This is a genomic window from Oceanobacillus senegalensis (assembly GCF_900176885.1).
GTDB classification, from domain to species: Bacteria; Bacillota; Bacilli; order Bacillales; family Amphibacillaceae; genus Oceanobacillus; species Oceanobacillus senegalensis.
Map to the genome: position 1 here is coordinate 2,241,334 of NZ_LT839648.1, position 15,910 is coordinate 2,257,243.

Consider the following 15,910-nt stretch of genomic DNA (forward strand, 5'->3'; position numbering starts at 1 on the left):
TACACGACAAAATTTACAATTTACAATAAGATTACTAAAAATAACGATGACAAATTTACGAATTATTTTTATCAACGCTCCATTGGGTAAGTTTTTCATAAAGATAGATCAAGCCAATTAAACATATAAATCCAAGGGTGAATCCTGCAAAAACATCGGTCAAATAATGAACATTAATAATATACCTACTTATACCAATTAAAAAAACAATGAAAGAAAAAATAAATTGTATGGCCAAAGAGATTCCTCTTGACTTTATTTTTCTCGCTAAAAAGTAGGCAAATAATCCATAGCAAACCATTGATATCATTGCATGTCCTGATGGAAAGCTATTCCCTATGGCATTTGCTTGTTCTAGAATAGTTGGTCTTTCACGTTGAATCAAATCTTTTATCCATTTATTTAATTCATAAGTTAATAAGGTTCCTCCTGAAAATAATACTGGTAAAAGAAGATTTTTATAAAGAACCCCTAGAGTAATAGCCATCACAATGACGATGGGAACAAGAAAGTGTCTAGAACCAAGATTCGTAATCATCAAAAAGATCGTATAGAAATTTGTATGACCTAAACTTTCTGCTAAATTTCTTGTCCATTGATCAATAAATGGAACATATCCATTGATAATTTGTATTATCCAAATACCTATAGTAAATAATACCACTACAAAAAAAGACCATAGTACATTTCGCAAAATGAAAGTCTCCCTTGTCCTAAATTCCTTAGATGTAGTATACCAAAATTTACTCCATATCATTATCATTCACTCTCAAAACGAAGTATTTTTTCATTATTATTGGAACTTCTGCCGTGAAAAAAGTAACAAACGATACATAAAGAGCTATGAAAAAATACGATTATCGTAGTATATCTCCGTAAAGTTATTCGATAAATGATATAATTATGAAAAATGTCTTAAAGGTGGGGATTTAGCTTGCTTAAACAAGTACATAAAGAAATTGAAGAATTATTTCCAGAAATGGTAGAAATTCGGAGATACCTTCATCAGTATCCAGAACTGTCCTTCCAAGAAACAAATACAGCGAAATATATTGCTAACTTCTATAAAGAATTAGGTATTCCCTATCGAACCAATGTCGGTGGAAATGGAGTTATCGCGACACTAAAAGGGGGTAAACCTGGTAAAACGATTGCCCTTAGAGCTGATTTTGATGGATTACCAATTCAAGATGAGAAGGATGTTGAATATAAATCAAAAGTGGATGGTGTCATGCATGCATGTGGTCACGATGGTCATACAGCAACTCTATTAATACTTGCTAAAGTAATGAAAAAGTATCAAGATGAGCTCCCTGGAACCATTGAATTCCTGCATCAGCATGCAGAGGAATATGCGCCAGGTGGAGCGAAACCAATTATAGAATCAGGTGCGATTAATCACGTGGACGCAGTATTTGGTACACATCTTTGGTCAACTACCCCTTTAGGAAAATTACAAATATCAAATGACGTTATTATGGCCGGTGCAGATCGATTTGAAATCATTATTAAAGGAAAGGGTGGTCATGGTGCATACCCACATGAAACAAAAGATGCGATTGTTATTGCTTCCCAGTTAGTCACGGATTTCCAACAAATAATAAGTAGAAGAATCGATCCATTGGAATCAGGAGTAATCACAGTTGGCTCGTTTCACGCAGGTGATGCCTTTAATGTGATAGCAGATTCTGCGAAAATCGTAGGAACAGTTAGACATTTTAATTTAGGTATACAAGAGAAAATTATAAGGGAAATAGAAAGAATTACTAATGGGGTTTGTATAGCTAGTGATGCCGCCTATGAATTTGATTATTTTAAAGGTTATCCTCCATTAGTTAATCACGAAAAAGAGGCTAAACTGGTTGTTGAAGCAAGTCAATCCATTGAGGAAATACATACGGTGGATAAGAATGTCAAACCATTTATGGCCGGTGAAGATTTTGCATATTACACAATGAAAAAACCAGGCGCATTTTTCTTTACCGGGGCACAAAAACAGGCGAATCCATACCCACATCACCATCCTAAATTTGATTTTGATGAGCGAGCAATGCCTATTGCAGCTAAAACACTTATTGGTGCGTACTTTGTATATCAAAATACAAGGGAAAGCTGCTCTCAAGAAAATGAGATGATGCGTAAATAATGCTATGGAAATACACTACGTATTATAAACAAAAAACGAAAAGTAGCCTAAAAAGAAGGGGAAGTCTCCCCTCTTTTTTTAGGCAAGTTTTGCTTTAACATAACCATGGATAAAGACTACACTAAATAAGATTCCTCCTACTAATGCAAGTATAAATCCTAAGTATTCTTGAGTAAGCACAAATAGTAATGCAAAAATTGCGGTTTGAAAAAAGCTTAACTGATATAGGATTTTTATCATGGATTGTTTTCTATCTCTTTGTTCAATCGGATAGAGGTCCAACCACATATTGGTACGATGATGATGGTATAATGCCATCATTTGAAACACACTTAAATAGATAAACAAGATGCTAAATACTACCTTTATCCACATGTTTGGAACCAAATAGATAAAAAGCCCACCCATGACTATTAATCGAAAATACATACCAATGTATTCCCCGCTACGAACAAAGGTAATACGATATAAATAATCGTAACTGTACTTTTTCTGATGAGGAATTCCTCTAGTAACCAAATTGACTAGCCATTGCCGTTTTTTTACACGAGCTTTTAAGTGGGGTACGTCTGCAAACATGTTAGCAAAACGATAAAAAGCTTGTAATCGATGTTGATCCTTTTCAATAAGAAGATCCCAATTAACTCCCACATATTTTTTGGAAACGGAATAATCGTAAAAGAAAATGAACACAAATAATAACGCGATAATTCCAGCAAACAGCACATCTCCTCTTACTAAGAAATAAAAAAAGGCAATGTTTAATAAAGAACGAGCAAGAATATCCATTTTTCGACTTTTTTTATCTCTAACCTTAAGCATCCACCAATTTGCAATAAGATTCCCTAATTTTAGAATGAGTAATAAGAGAAGTGTCAGTAAATATGTACTTCCAGACCTTTCCTCATACATAGAAAAATATAATGGACCTAATGCTGCTGCAAGTAAAAAAATTAAATATAGCTGTATAACAAAACTATAAGTAATGGAATGACGGAAATAAGCACCCATACGATCTTCTGCTACGATGATAAAAACGAGGTCTGGTTCCTTTAATAGAGTTCTTACAGGACTGTAACTAGCTACTAAACCGAACAAAAGACCAATAATAATAGCAGTCGGGAAGTGATCAGGCAATTGTTTTAACCATTGCTGGTAATACACTGCCAATGTGGATATTAAAAAGAAAATCACAATAAGCATGTGTCCATTTAAGATATAACGCAAATACCTCCCTAATTCTTTCATATGGGCAGATAAGCGTTGCTTATAAAAGGAATGAGAATCAAACATGGCTATCTTCCTTTGTTAGCTGTACATATAAATCATCTAATGTAGCATTAGACATATTAAAGGACTCGCGTAATTCGTCCAATGTCCCCATTACTCGTATTGTTCCTTCATGTAAAATCACAAAACGATCACAGTAGCGCTCAGCTGTTGCTAAAATGTGGGTGGACATTAAAACGCCAGAACCATTATTTTTCATTTCATTCATTAACTGCAAATATGATTGAATACCTAAAGGATCTAGTCCAACAAAAGGCTCGTCCACAATATATAAAGGTGGTTCAATTAAAAATGCACACATGATCATTACTTTTTGACGCATTCCTTTAGAAAAATGGACAGGAAACCAATTTAATTTTTTCTCTAAACGAAACTCTTTTAATAGTGGTGGAAGTCTTTTTTCAAAAACGTTTTCATCTATTCCATAAGCCATTGCAGTCAATCGTAAATGCTCATAAAGTGTGAGTTCATCATAGAGTATCGGCATTTCAGGGATATAGGCCATTTGATTGCGATAGGTTGTCGGATTTTCTTTAAATGTTTTTCCATTCACTTTAATCGTACCTTTTTTTGGTTGCATCAAACCTATAACATGCTTGATGGTTGTACTCTTCCCCGCCCCGTTTAAACCTATTAACCCAACAATTTCTTTGGGCCGAACGTCAAAAGAAATACCATGTAACACATTTTTATGAGTATATCCTCCATAAAGATTATCTATATGTAGCAATGAATCCAAGTCTATTCCTCCTCTACACTACCTTTGATTTTATCATTTTTACCTATCATTTCCAAAATAAACTGTCAGTCAAATATCGACAACTAGTAAATCATTTGCGTAACAGTATGTAGGCACCAATTCCGTAAAATATGGTATAAGAACCTAAAATACAGTTCATAATAGGTAGTGAAGAAACGGGGTGCAACAAACACTCTAGCGTGTGAATCACAAATGAGGTGTTAGTGATCGAGTTACTAATGTAATTTCGTGTTATTAATTAAACACAAATGAGGTGTTAGTGAACGATAACTAATCTAACGTTTTGTGAACCAATACCACACAAATGAGGTGTTCGTGTTGGCGTTCTAATGACTGAAAACCCTTTTGCCAGAACCCATCTCATCCCTGAGATGCTGACAAAAAGGTTTTTGTAAACAGAAGTTAAATTCAATTTAACGTAGTTTACGGTCCCCACTCATTAGTCTTACCACCTCGTTTCTTCATATGGAATAGACCCTTTCGCTTGGGAGGCGAATAGGGTTTATTCTTTTTTCTACATCATCCTTCCTTTTACTTAAAAATTATTGTATATGAACGTAATATCCGGTCCATAATACGTAGTGAAGAAACGGGGTGCAACAAACACTCTAACGTGTGAATCACAAATGAGGTGTTAGTGATCGAGTTACTAATGTAATTTCGTGTTATTAATTAAACACAAATGAGGTGTTAGTGAACGATAACTAATCTTATGTTTTGTGAACCAATACCACACAAATGAGGTGTTCGTGTTGGCGTTCTAATGACTGAAAACCCTTTTGCCAGAACCCATCTCACCCCTGAGATGCTGACAAAAAGGTTTTTGTAAACAAAAGTTAAATTCGATTTAACGTAAGTTTACAGGTCCCCGATCATTAGTTTTACCGACCTCGTTTCTTCATACAGAATAGACCCATTCGCTCGGAAGGCGGATAGGGTCTATTCTTCTGTTACAACAAATATTAAACTAATTACTTTACTTTCGGCCCTTAACCTATATAGAATAATGTTAATCAGACAAAGGAGTGTGTTAATTTATGGGTCATGAAGATTGCATTTTTTGTAAAATTATCAATGGTGACCTTCCTTCAGCAAAAGTTTACGAAGATGATTACGTGTATGCATTTTTGGATATTTCCCAGGTTACAAAGGGACATACACTAGTTATTCCAAAAACGCATACTAAAAACATCTTTGAAACACCAGCAGAAGTTTCAAAGGAGCTATTTGAACGAATTCCTAAAGTTGCTAACGCCATTAAAGAGGCCTATAACCCCCTCGGTATGAACTTATTGAATAATAACGGGGCAGACGCTGAACAATCCGTATTCCACTTACATATTCACTTAATTCCACGTTACGGTGAAGGTGATGGATATTCGCCAAATTGGACGACTCATACAGATGATTATACACCTGATAAACTACAAGAGATTGCTGCCGAGATTAATCAAAACATTAAATAATGTGTCATAACGGGGGAGTCTCCAATCTATTCAGCATATCAGAAATCAGAAGAGACTGAAATTTAAAATTAGGACTTTTTATTCAATGAAAATTCTGTTATAATATCAGTACATTCCGCAGCTGACAAATAGTGTACAGTTGGGAATAAATAGAAAAGAAAAGCAGAGACGAGGAGAGTTAAAAATGAATATTCGTATTTTAATTACGTTGTCCTTATTTGTAGGAATCGGTACCGTATTGCATGCGGTTGTACCAGGTTTTGTATTTGGAGTAAAACCAGATATGCTATTATCCATGATGTTTCTAGGTATTTTCTTATTTCCAAAAGCAAAATATGTTTTACTACTTGCACTAGTATCCGGAATAATATCAGCACTAACTACTCAAGCACCTGGAGGACAAATTGCTAACTTGATTGACAAATCCATTACTGCATTTGTTATTCTAGCATTGTTCTTACTCTTACAAAATAAAGTGAAGAATACGATTAATGCACCAGCACTAACTTTTATAGGGACACTAATTAGCGGATCTATTTTTGCAACGGTTGTAGCATTAATCGCTGGATTAGGCGAAGGTGGATTTATCGTGTTGTTTACAACGGCCATCTTACCAGCAGCACTAGTTAATACAGTCATTATGGTAGTTGTTTTTCCAATCGTTCAATCCATTATGAAACGAACAAAATTTGCTACAGCTATATAGGATTCAATTTATAGAAAAAAGATCCTCTGGCATAACCTGTCAGAGGTTTTTTACGCTAGACATATCAATAGTTTTTAACGTGTATACTCCTATACTTATTTACACACGATTGCTAGTAGTAAGGTGGAAGGAAATGGTATAATAAAATAGTTAGGAAAGGAGCGAATATACATGTCTAGAGCAAAATCACTTGTATTTGGGCTTATTGTTGGTGGAGCTGTCAGTGCTTCTGTTGCATTATTAACTACACCATCATCAGGGAGAGAGTTACGCAATCGAGTAAAAGATCAAAGTGTTGATTTACGAGAACTGTTTTATCATTTAAAAGAAGATGGATTACGTCTTAAAAATCAACTTACTGAAACCTCTAAGGAAAGTGCAGTCCTTATTAAAGATTTGACACAAGATATTAAACAGTCTGTTGAGGATTGGAAACAAACCGTTGAACCTCATCAAGAAAACATCCACACCTATCTCGAGCAAATTGAAAGCAGTTTAAAAGATTTAGAAGAAAAAGTTAAAAAACAAAATCAAGAAACAACTTAAGACAAAAGCTTTCTCATAACGAGAAAGCTTTTTGTATTCATAACTATTATTTTTTTCGATGCTCTCTCCATTTGTAATAATTTCAAATGCGACAGCAACACCTACCTAATGTTTTAACTTTTGCAGTTTCCCAAGACAAAAAAAGCTGATATAAAACATATCAGCTTTTATTAAAGTTCTATTTTATTATTTGATACCTTCTGTCCATTCAGCAACTTTATCTGGATTTGCTTCCACCCAGTCAGCAGCTGCATCAGCTGGATCCGCACCGTCTTGGATAGCTACCATTACTTCTTCCATATCAGCTGTTTCCCAATAGAAATTATCCAATACTTGGTATGCTTCTGGAGCATCTTCTTCTAATCCTTCACGAACCATTGTTTTAATCACTTCTGCTTCACCATACGTTCCTTTAGGATCTTCTAAATATTTAAGGTCATACTTACCAAATTTCCAGTGAGGAGACCAACCAGTTACAACAATTTCCTCTTCATTCTCATAAGCTTGACCTAAGGCTGTTGCCATCGCACCACTTGAAGAAGTTTTTAATTCCCAATCAGCTAAGTTTTCATATTCTTCTAAAGCTCGTTCAGTAGCAGCAACAACACCTGCACCAGGCTCAATACCTGTGATCGTTTGATCTGCTTCGTCCGTCAAATCAGCAATGGAATCTACATCCATGTATGATGGAACAACCATTCCAATTTTAGCACCTTCTAGGTTCGGTCCAAGATCAACCATTTGATCACCATATTCCTCGTATTGAGCAGCGTGTGTTCCTGGCATCCATGCAGCTACCATACCATCTACTTCCCCACTAGCTACTGCTTCCCACATAACCGCATTATCAAGTGGAGTTAATTCAACATCATAACCTAAGTCTTCCAGTACTTTTCCAATAACATTAGTCGATGCGATTTCTGTATCCCATTCTACATAAGTTAGTTCAAGTTCTTGACCGTCAATGGATGCTGATTCCTCTGTACCTTCCTCAGAACCTGTATCCGTTTCTTCTTCGGCAGCTCCACAGCCTGCTGCAAATAATGATAATGAAAGTCCGGCAGCAATACCAAGACGTTTCCAACCTAATTTAGCCATAACTAAATAACTCCCCTTCTTAAAATATTTCTTTTTATATGAGAACTTTTCCTAAAGAAAAGATACCATCACATTTAGTCTTCCTTCTTCTTATTCATATTTTGTGTAATACGGTCAATTATAATTGCTAATATAACAATACCAAGTCCTGCTACAAAACCTGTACCAACCTGTGCACGTTGTAATGAGGATAGTACTTCCCTACCTAGACCAGGTGCCCCAATCATGGATGCTATAACAACCATCGATAGTGCTAACATGACCGTCTGGTTTATACCTGCCATAATGGTTGATTTGGCCATCGGTAATTCAACTTTAAATAATTTTTGAGTTCCGGTACTACCGAAAGCATCTGCCGCTTCAACTAATTCTTCGGATACTTGTCGTATACCTAGGTTTGTAAAGCGGACTGTAGGTGGTGTTGCAAAGATTAACGAAGCAAACACACCTGGTACCATACCAATACCGAAAAACGCAACTGCCGGGATTAAATAAACGAATGCTGGCATCGTCTGCATAAAGTCCAATATCGGAGTAATGATTGCATTTGCAATTTTACTTTTCGACATTAATATACCAATCGGTACACCAATAATTACACATAATATACTTGCAAGTAACACTAACGTAACAGTGTTCATTAAGTCTTCCCAATGTCCTTGATTATAAATTAACCAAAGGCCGACAATAGAAAATGCAGGAAGTCCAAATCTTTTGCCTGAAACAAAGAAGGCAATTAGCGCGACAGCAATGATAAATATAACTGGAGGTATATTTATCAATACCTCTTCCGCAACAAATTCCATAAAATTGCCAAAATGGGTATTTATCGGATCAAATAGGAATGAAAAAATATCTGTTATTTTATCTGTAAACCACTCTGTCCCTTCAGCTATCGGGATCTCAGGAACAAAGTCTAATACGGTATTAAGCATTTTCTATGTTCACCTCACTCTCACCAGCAAGTGCTGCAATTACGGAGCCACGAACAATGATACCTACTAATTTTCCATCTTCTACAACCGTTACTGGTACTGATGAGTCATAAATAATGGTGAAAATATCATTCAATGCCGTATCTTTCTCGACAATTGGCATGTCTTTCTGAATAATATCATCTAGATTTTTAATTTCCTTTTTATGTGCCTCTGAAGCATCTTCAGCGGTGATATATCCTTTTAGGTTTCTTTTGCTATCGATAACGAAAATACTAGAAAGTCCTTCTTCACGCATGCGCTCTAATGCTACACGTGGTCCATGTTTTTCAATATTAATTGTTTCTGGACGTTTCATAATATGCTGAGCTGTTAATACTTTGGAGACATCAACATCCTCCACAAATTTCTCAACATAATCATTTGCTGGGTTGACCAATATTTCCTCCGGTGTACCAATTTGAACAATGGATCCATCTTTCATTAAGGCAATTCGATCCCCTAAACGTAATGCTTCATCTAAATCGTGGGTAATAAATAAAATTGTTTTTTGCATAGATGTTTGTAAATCCATTAATTCATCCTGCATTTCTTTTCGAATTAATGGGTCAAGGGCAGAAAAGGCTTCATCCATTAGTAAAACCTTTGGATCATTAGCAAGTGCTCGCGCAAGTCCCACTCGTTGCTGCATCCCACCTGATAGCTGTCCTGGTAATTGATGGATATAACCACCTAGTCCTACTAATTCAAGAGCTTCTTTAGCCTTTTTTTGACGTTCCTCTTTTGGAACATTTTGTACTTCTAGACCGTATTCTGCATTTTCTAGAATTGTTCGATGTGGAAACAAACCAAATTTCTGAAACACCATACTTAATTTTTCTCGTCGAACATTTCTCAAAGCAGATTTATCCATTTTAGATAAATCTTCTCCGTCTATTAAGATTGTGCCTGAAGTTGGCTCGATTAACCTATTAATTAACCGAACTAATGTAGATTTACCACTTCCTGATAAACCCATTATAACGAAAATTTCACCGGGTTCCACGGAGAATGAGGCTTGATTTACCCCTACCGTACTACCAGTTTCCTTTAATATTTCTTCTTTAGACTTTCCTTCATCTAAACGTTTTAAAGCTTGCTTTACATTTTTACCAAATACCTTAGTTAGTTTTTCTACTTCAATAATTGGCACATCTTTCACCTCTTTCCTTACAATTTAGATTGAACTTTCACAAATAAAATATGACTTACATGTTTTACCAAAGTTAAAGATGATCACCAAAAACAATTTCGAAACAGTAATTCGCTACTTTAATACTATATACCTAATTGTTCATTTTACACAAACATTAAATACCGTTATTTAAGTATATATTTTACGTACAGTTTAAACTGTACGTAAAATACGACATTTTTCCTTTAAATTCCTTAAAAATACTTAAAAATACTATGCAATGATACATTTTTCAATATCTGCTAATTGTTGTAGGGTTAATAGAGAGGGGAATGGTTGAATTTATGAGTATAACAGAAAATGAAAAAATCATGCAAAATATCATGATTGAATTCACGAAGACAGTGGAAATGTTCGGATTAAATCCGATGGAATCACGTTTATTTTCTTATTTATATCTTTCCGGGAATGCACTTACACTAGATGACATGGGGGAAGCTTTAGGAAAAAGTAAAACATCTATGAGTACAAATATTCGTAGTCTACTAGATTTAAATTTAGTTACACGCGTCTGGAAAAAAGGTGTACGAAAGGACTTATATAAAGCGAACTCACCTCTATATAAAAGCTTCATGGATTTTTATCTGAAAAAGTGGAAGGACGCTATGATTTATCAAAAAAGGTCACTTGAGGACATTCAACATCAGTTAGATGAGGGACCAATACAGCATTATCCATCAACCGAACTGCTACATACGGCAGAAAGGTTGAGGGAGATCATTGATTTCCATAAGGAATTGGAGGCATTATTTCAGCGCATTAATAAGGAATAGGGTTACTTTCTCCGATATTTGGACCAATCATTAATGATTCTGGTAAACTCAGACATTAAAGAAGGATAATATCCTTCTTTTTTTAATGCCAAGATTGTCTCATCGGGGTCTAACTTTTCATTAAGCATTCCTGCAAATTGAATAAGTAATGAAGTAAAATCAATAAGGCCTTCTTCTTTTTGTTGCTTATATGTTAAATTAAGGTCACTAAGAAATTCCATTAATTCTTCGTATTCTTCTTCTGTCATATTTTTTTCAATGATCATCTTAATAAATGGATACTGATCGATGTCTATAATTTTAGAAATTAATCGGATATGAAATGAAGAAGAATGATCCATCCTTATATTCTTCAACGCTAAAGACCCCCATTATTCTCTTTAATGTCCTGATATTTATGCTAAAAGTATGTATTCAAAAACCTCTTTAATTAAATCTTCTTCATGAATATATAAAATTCCTGCATGTCCATATTTCCCTACCGTACATAATTACATATTCCCTACTCATCCCCACCAAAAAGGGTTGGTTTTTCCTCCATTTTTGATGTGAGGGTATTACTGCCCCTTAACCTTTGATATAAATAAAATGTAAATCATATTTCACAATAAATAAATGAAAAACCTATTGATTTTTTATCCAAAACGTACTATTATTTCTGAAGTGTTATGGAGACGTGTAAACTATAAAAGCATGGGAGTGAATAAGCATGAACTGCTGGAAAACAATAAAACTAAGAAAAGAAATTGGATTGAATCGTATTATTCTCACATCTTTTTTTCTAAGCATACTAACTTTCATTATATTTTACGTTCCTTTTTCCATATATCATGGTCCCAATCGTTCCCATGAAGCAGGGTTTATACCATTTGTAATTTCCCTTTGCTTTTTACCGACGATACATTCCTTTATCCATATTTTACCATTAATCATGATGAAAAAAAGAGTTAAAATAAACTATAAACTAAAAATGAAATATGTACCTATTTTCACTTATTATACAAAATCGCATATGAATAAAAATATTCTCATTATTGTTCTTTTATCACCAACGGTATTCATAACAATGCCTGGGATGATAACTACTTATTTATATGCGGAATATTATCTGTATTCATTACTATTTACTTGTATTCATGTCGGTGTATCGTATATTGATTTTTGGTATCTAGTTCAAATTAAACGTGCACCTAAAAAGGCATTTATCCAAAATGCTAATGATGGATTAGATATTCTACTAAAAGCAAACTAACGAATCTGGACAGATCCCAGATTCGTTTTTTTATTTTGACTTGCTCCTGAAAGTTTGTTGCTAGACAAAATAAATAGTATATACAGTCGTTTATTTAATCAGGTTTTATGTAAATAATGCTTCGAAAACTAAAGAATCAGCATAAAAGCTATTTATTTTGTCAAAGCTTTCTCATTATAAATGTGGCATAATTAAGTGAATTTCACGGTAATTCTGGCTCTCACTATTATTTAGGTATACAAATGTGTTATATTTATCTTTGTAAAAAGAAGTTTGTACAGATTAGGAGTGTTTTTAAATGAAAAAATTTGCTGCTGCCCTAGCTTTATCTGCTAGTGTATTAACATTAACAGCTTGTAATTCAGAACCAGAAGTAGTGGTTGAAACTAGCGCTGGGGACGTTACAAAAGAGGAATTTTACGAAGAACTCAAAAACCGATACGGTGAAGGTGTCCTTCAAGAATTGGTAACCGTTAAGGTATTAGAAGATAAATACGAGGTAACTGAAGAAGATATTGATAAGGAAATTGAAAATATGAAGGAAATGTATGGTGATTCCTTTGATATGCTTGTTCAACAACAATTTGGTGGTGAAGAAGCACTTCGTAACATAATCAACATTTCTTTACTGCAGGAACAAGCAGCTTCTGAGGATATTGAGATTTCAGAAGAAGAAATCAAGGAACGTTATGAACGTCAAAAAGTTGAGATTGATGCACAGCATATTTTAGTAAAAGATGAAGAAACAGCCAAAGAAGTAAAACAAAAATTAGATGAAGGGGAAGACTTTGCAGATTTAGCTGCCGAATACTCAACAGATGGATCTGCACAAAACGGCGGTAATTTAGGTTATTTCTCTGCTGGCCAAATGGTACCTGCATTTGAAGATGCTGCTTATAGCATGGAACCTGGTGAAATTAGTGATCCGGTTGAATCAGAATTTGGATATCACATTATTAAGGTAAATGATGTGCGTGATGTTGAAAAAGAAATTGGCGAATACGAGGATGTAAAAGAGGATATTCGTCGTCAGCTTGTATCAGAAAAGGTTGACCAAGCTGCTTTACAAGAGAAAGTCAACACTATGATTCAAGATGCTGATGTGAACGTAAAAATAGATGAATTCAAGGATTTATTTAAAGAACAAGAACAAAAACAAGGTCAAAAGCAAGAGCAAGATCAAGAGCAAAATGAAAAATAGATTATATATAAAACGAGGTTGCCAATTAGACAACCTCGTTTTATTTTATGAAGATTGTTCTCTTCTTTTTTCTCTTTCTTCTTTTTCCTTTTGCATACGATCAATAAAAACCTTTCCTTCCCGCTCTGCATATTGTTGCTCTAATCTTTTCTCTGCAACCATTGCCCGAAATGACATATAGCCACTAAAGAAAATAAGTAAAATAACAGCCACAACCCACCATGGTACACCAGCTATCATGACTTAGCCTCCCTTGTCCACTACTATCTATCCAAATATATATGAGCATTGGACAAGAAATATTACTCCATAATATCGCTTTACCATCAAAACATAAGTAATCAGACTTAAATTAAGATACAATGTTCATAAAGAAAGATTCTACATAGAAAAATTGGCGAAAGCTAAGTTTTTCATATATATTACGGCAGGTTAAAACTTTAATCCAATGCCAATTCTTTCCTATTGGAGTGATTATATGACAAATACACAGTTCTATTTTTATAAGCAAGTACCAATAACCTATAACCTTTCCGAGGACGAAAGAGAAAAAATTTTACAACAGTTCCCTGTACCAGAACTTCCACAAGGAGATGAACAATTTAACTTAGAAAATGAAACACAAGGCAATCGAATACATGTACGTCTCCTTGTTAATGATTATCAGGTACAACTCACTAAAACAAACAAACAATTTTTGAAAATACGTTTTAGTAATAATGCAGGAATTATTAATGCTAAAGTCTGGGATAATCAAGGTGCAGTAGATCGACTTCTACCGGAATTAGAAAAGCATACTGTTTTTGATGTTTCTGGCAGAGTGGATGAATTTAATGGATTTAAGTCATTAACTGTAGATCAGCTAATCCCTTGTGAAGAAGATATCAATCCATTTTCTCTCTTGCCATATACCAAGCAGGATTTAGAATGGATTACCATTGAACTTTTTTCTTACCTATCTGAACTAGAGCAGCCATATCGTGACATCAGTTTTAGTGCCATGACTCGTTTTTGGAATCAATTCCGAATCCGTCCAGCAGCTATGGGATATCATCACAATTATCTAGGTGGATTATTAAAACATACTGTTGGGTTAATGCGTTTTGCAAGATATGTACTTAAATTTCAGGAAGATCCTTTTAAAGCTACCATGAAACTAATTCATATTGTAGAAAAAGCACACAAAAATGAATTGTGGGCACAAATTCAAAATGATGAAAACTCACAACCACTTGTTTGGAAAGACACAATCGATCATCTATATAAAATGTTTTATGGAATGATGCAGTACAAGGATACTACGCCTAACTATGATTTAATCATGACTAGTATTCTATTTCACGATATTGGTAAAATACTAGAATATGATCATGCAGGGAAAACTTTTGAAGCTTTTCAATTTCTATTCCCAACTGCGACAGAACTAAATTTCGAACACCGAAAACAAGCAGGAATTACAATGGATGAACTCGGCGTTATGGTCGGCCATATTCCATATGGTGTCTTATTCCTCACTAAAGTCATTGAAGCTGAAAATATTCAACTATCCTTGGAAATCATTCATCTAATGTCTCATTGTATTTTATGTCATCATGGTTTACCAGAATGGGGTTCTGCCGTTAGGTCTCCACAAACGATTGAAGGTTATATTATTCATATTGTGGACTACTTGGATAGTAGATACGAAAACACAGAAAGAATAAAATGATAAAAAAACTGGAAGGATGATCTTCCAGTTTTTTTATCCATATTATTATACAGACCATGTATCAAACATCATATGCAAACAAAGGGAGAAATTCCTCGGATTTAATCTTCAATCTCTAATTCTAATATATCTTCTGTAACGGCATCTATTGTCATTTCCACTTTGCCATCTTTTGTTTTAAGTTCAATATCATATTCATAACGATTATCGTCTTCATCCAATTCTATTTTCATTACCTTACCACTAAATTTATCTATCGCGATTTCCTTTGCCTCTTCTACTGAAATGATATTTTCTAATGCTTTGTTTTCTTCATGATTATCGTTATCATCAGAATCTACTTTTAATACCTCCCCAGTAAATGCTTCGATGTACATTTCATAATCCGCATCCCTGTTTTCAATTTCTACTTCATAATAAGAATACCCATCTTCATTTTCTAAATCGATACTATCGATATGGCCATCTTGTTCGGATAAAGCAATTTCCTTCGCCTTTTCCACTGAAAGAAAATATTTCGATGCCACATCTTTTGTTTTCACCGCTTCTTCCGATTTCATAGCCTCGTCTTTCATAATCACCTCATTATTACCATTCATAGATGCTCCAACTATTGTAGTACCACCCAATATAATTCCTGCTGAAACGATTCCAGTTATTAACATTTTTTTCATGTTTCTTCCTCCTTTTCATTTCTATATTTATACTATATCCATAGAAGTTTATAGAAAGGTGAGAGTAAGATTAAAATTTGATGAGAACGTAATATACATTTTTTACCTGAAGATAAATCGC

General features: G+C 34.4%; 17 protein-coding genes. 8 read left to right on the forward strand and 9 right to left on the reverse strand.

Annotation, left to right across the window (positions count from 1 at the left end; genetic code table 11):
- Nucleotides 1-55: 55 nt before the first annotated feature.
- The gene (locus CAO17_RS10895) at nt 56-694 is read right to left on the reverse strand and encodes a phosphatase PAP2 family protein (RefSeq protein ID WP_245831823.1); all 639 of its coding nucleotides are present in this window, start codon (nt 692-694) and stop codon (nt 56-58) included.
- A gap of 240 nt (nt 695-934) precedes the next feature.
- Here CAO17_RS10895 and CAO17_RS10900 point away from each other — a divergent pair, with 240 nt between their 5' ends.
- Entirely contained in the window at nt 935-2,146 is a 1,212-nt protein-coding gene (locus tag CAO17_RS10900) for a M20 family metallopeptidase (protein ID WP_085992785.1), read from the forward strand.
- Between the two features lie 78 nt (nt 2,147-2,224).
- Here CAO17_RS10900 and CAO17_RS10905 read toward each other — a convergent pair whose 3' ends face one another.
- Together CAO17_RS10905 and CAO17_RS10910 are read right to left on the reverse strand one after the other, a co-directional pair.
- Nucleotides 2,225-3,439: an ABC transporter permease gene (locus tag CAO17_RS10905; protein ID WP_085992786.1), complete on the reverse strand. Its 1,215-nt coding sequence runs from the start codon at nt 3,437-3,439 to the stop codon at nt 2,225-2,227.
- The gene (locus CAO17_RS10910) at nt 3,432-4,175 is read right to left on the reverse strand and encodes an ABC transporter ATP-binding protein (protein WP_085992787.1); all 744 of its coding nucleotides are present in this window, start codon (nt 4,173-4,175) and stop codon (nt 3,432-3,434) included. Before CAO17_RS10910 ends, CAO17_RS10905 begins: the two co-directional genes overlap by 8 nt.
- A gap of 1,058 nt (nt 4,176-5,233) precedes the next feature.
- Here CAO17_RS10910 and CAO17_RS10915 point away from each other — a divergent pair.
- The 3 genes from CAO17_RS10915 (at nt 5,234) to CAO17_RS10925 (ending at nt 6,914) form a co-directional block, all read left to right on the forward strand.
- Nucleotides 5,234-5,662 (forward strand): HIT family protein, encoded by a 429-nt coding sequence (locus CAO17_RS10915; protein WP_085992788.1) that lies wholly within the window; start codon nt 5,234-5,236, stop codon nt 5,660-5,662.
- Between the two features lie 184 nt (nt 5,663-5,846).
- Nucleotides 5,847-6,368 (forward strand): tryptophan transporter, encoded by a 522-nt coding sequence (locus CAO17_RS10920; protein WP_085992789.1) that lies wholly within the window; start codon nt 5,847-5,849, stop codon nt 6,366-6,368.
- Nucleotides 6,369-6,539: 171 nt separating this feature from the next.
- On the forward strand, nt 6,540-6,914 hold the full coding sequence (locus tag CAO17_RS10925; protein WP_085992790.1) for a YtxH domain-containing protein: 375 nt from the start codon (nt 6,540-6,542) through the stop codon (nt 6,912-6,914).
- A gap of 186 nt (nt 6,915-7,100) precedes the next feature.
- On the opposite strand, the gene CAO17_RS10930 is transcribed toward CAO17_RS10925, so the two are convergent.
- The 3 genes from CAO17_RS10930 to CAO17_RS10940 all read right to left on the reverse strand — a co-directional run bounded on the left by CAO17_RS10930 (nt 7,101) and on the right by CAO17_RS10940 (nt 10,139).
- Nucleotides 7,101-8,012, reverse strand: a complete 912-nt coding sequence (locus tag CAO17_RS10930; RefSeq protein ID WP_085992791.1) for a glycine betaine ABC transporter substrate-binding protein — start codon at nt 8,010-8,012, stop codon at nt 7,101-7,103.
- A 74-nt stretch (nt 8,013-8,086) separates the two neighbouring features.
- Nucleotides 8,087-8,947 carry an ABC transporter permease gene (locus CAO17_RS10935; protein ID WP_085992792.1) on the reverse strand — a complete coding sequence of 287 codons (861 nt, stop codon included), beginning with the start codon at nt 8,945-8,947 and terminating at the stop codon, nt 8,087-8,089.
- Nucleotides 8,940-10,139 (reverse strand): quaternary amine ABC transporter ATP-binding protein, encoded by a 1,200-nt coding sequence (locus tag CAO17_RS10940; RefSeq protein WP_085992793.1) that lies wholly within the window; start codon nt 10,137-10,139, stop codon nt 8,940-8,942. The genes CAO17_RS10935 and CAO17_RS10940 overlap by 8 nt, the downstream gene beginning before the upstream one ends.
- A gap of 326 nt (nt 10,140-10,465) precedes the next feature.
- Between CAO17_RS10940 and CAO17_RS10945 the strand changes: the two genes are divergently transcribed.
- Nucleotides 10,466-10,954 (forward strand): GbsR/MarR family transcriptional regulator, encoded by a 489-nt coding sequence (locus CAO17_RS10945; protein ID WP_085992794.1) that lies wholly within the window; start codon nt 10,466-10,468, stop codon nt 10,952-10,954.
- A gap of 2 nt (nt 10,955-10,956) precedes the next feature.
- Here CAO17_RS10945 and CAO17_RS10950 read toward each other — a convergent pair whose 3' ends face one another.
- Nucleotides 10,957-11,310 carry a DUF1878 family protein gene (locus tag CAO17_RS10950; protein ID WP_085992795.1) on the reverse strand — a complete coding sequence of 118 codons (354 nt, stop codon included), beginning with the start codon at nt 11,308-11,310 and terminating at the stop codon, nt 10,957-10,959.
- A 353-nt stretch (nt 11,311-11,663) separates the two neighbouring features.
- Here CAO17_RS10950 and CAO17_RS10955 point away from each other — a divergent pair, with 353 nt between their 5' ends.
- The gene (locus CAO17_RS10955) at nt 11,664-12,206 is read left to right on the forward strand and encodes a DUF3267 domain-containing protein (protein WP_085992796.1); all 543 of its coding nucleotides are present in this window, start codon (nt 11,664-11,666) and stop codon (nt 12,204-12,206) included.
- Nucleotides 12,207-12,504: 298 nt separating this feature from the next.
- Nucleotides 12,505-13,407, forward strand: a complete 903-nt coding sequence (locus CAO17_RS10960) for a peptidylprolyl isomerase (RefSeq protein ID WP_085992797.1) — start codon at nt 12,505-12,507, stop codon at nt 13,405-13,407.
- A gap of 45 nt (nt 13,408-13,452) precedes the next feature.
- On the opposite strand, the gene CAO17_RS10965 is transcribed toward CAO17_RS10960, so the two are convergent.
- Entirely contained in the window at nt 13,453-13,647 is a 195-nt protein-coding gene (locus CAO17_RS10965) for a sporulation YhaL family protein (RefSeq protein ID WP_085992798.1), read from the reverse strand.
- Between the two features lie 238 nt (nt 13,648-13,885).
- On the opposite strand from CAO17_RS10965, the gene CAO17_RS10970 reads away from it, so the two are divergent.
- The gene (locus CAO17_RS10970; RefSeq protein ID WP_085992799.1) at nt 13,886-15,115 is read left to right on the forward strand and encodes an HD domain-containing protein; all 1,230 of its coding nucleotides are present in this window, start codon (nt 13,886-13,888) and stop codon (nt 15,113-15,115) included.
- A 101-nt stretch (nt 15,116-15,216) separates the two neighbouring features.
- Here CAO17_RS10970 and CAO17_RS10975 read toward each other — a convergent pair whose 3' ends face one another.
- Nucleotides 15,217-15,789 (reverse strand): PepSY domain-containing protein, encoded by a 573-nt coding sequence (locus CAO17_RS10975; protein WP_085992800.1) that lies wholly within the window; start codon nt 15,787-15,789, stop codon nt 15,217-15,219.
- Nucleotides 15,790-15,910 lie beyond the last annotated feature (121 nt).

Excerpts from the sequence above, each read along its gene's own strand:
- CAO17_RS10905 (WP_085992786.1), bottom strand. The coding sequence starts at position 3,439 with ATGTTTGATTCTCATTCCTTTTATAAGCAACGCTTATCTGCCCATATG.
- CAO17_RS10915 (WP_085992788.1), top strand. The coding sequence starts at position 5,234 with ATGGGTCATGAAGATTGCATTTTTTGTAAAATTATCAATGGTGACCTT.
- CAO17_RS10920 (WP_085992789.1), top strand. The coding sequence starts at position 5,847 with ATGAATATTCGTATTTTAATTACGTTGTCCTTATTTGTAGGAATCGGT.
- CAO17_RS10925 (WP_085992790.1), top strand. The coding sequence starts at position 6,540 with ATGTCTAGAGCAAAATCACTTGTATTTGGGCTTATTGTTGGTGGAGCT.
- CAO17_RS10930 (WP_085992791.1), bottom strand. The coding sequence starts at position 8,012 with ATGGCTAAATTAGGTTGGAAACGTCTTGGTATTGCTGCCGGACTTTCA.
- CAO17_RS10935 (WP_085992792.1), bottom strand. The coding sequence starts at position 8,947 with ATGCTTAATACCGTATTAGACTTTGTTCCTGAGATCCCGATAGCTGAA.
- CAO17_RS10945 (WP_085992794.1), top strand. The coding sequence starts at position 10,466 with ATGAGTATAACAGAAAATGAAAAAATCATGCAAAATATCATGATTGAA.
- CAO17_RS10955 (WP_085992796.1), top strand. The coding sequence starts at position 11,664 with ATGAACTGCTGGAAAACAATAAAACTAAGAAAAGAAATTGGATTGAAT.
- CAO17_RS10960 (WP_085992797.1), top strand. The coding sequence starts at position 12,505 with ATGAAAAAATTTGCTGCTGCCCTAGCTTTATCTGCTAGTGTATTAACA.
- CAO17_RS10965 (WP_085992798.1), bottom strand. The coding sequence starts at position 13,647 with ATGATAGCTGGTGTACCATGGTGGGTTGTGGCTGTTATTTTACTTATT.
- CAO17_RS10970 (WP_085992799.1), top strand. The coding sequence starts at position 13,886 with ATGACAAATACACAGTTCTATTTTTATAAGCAAGTACCAATAACCTAT.
- CAO17_RS10975 (WP_085992800.1), bottom strand. The coding sequence starts at position 15,789 with ATGAAAAAAATGTTAATAACTGGAATCGTTTCAGCAGGAATTATATTG.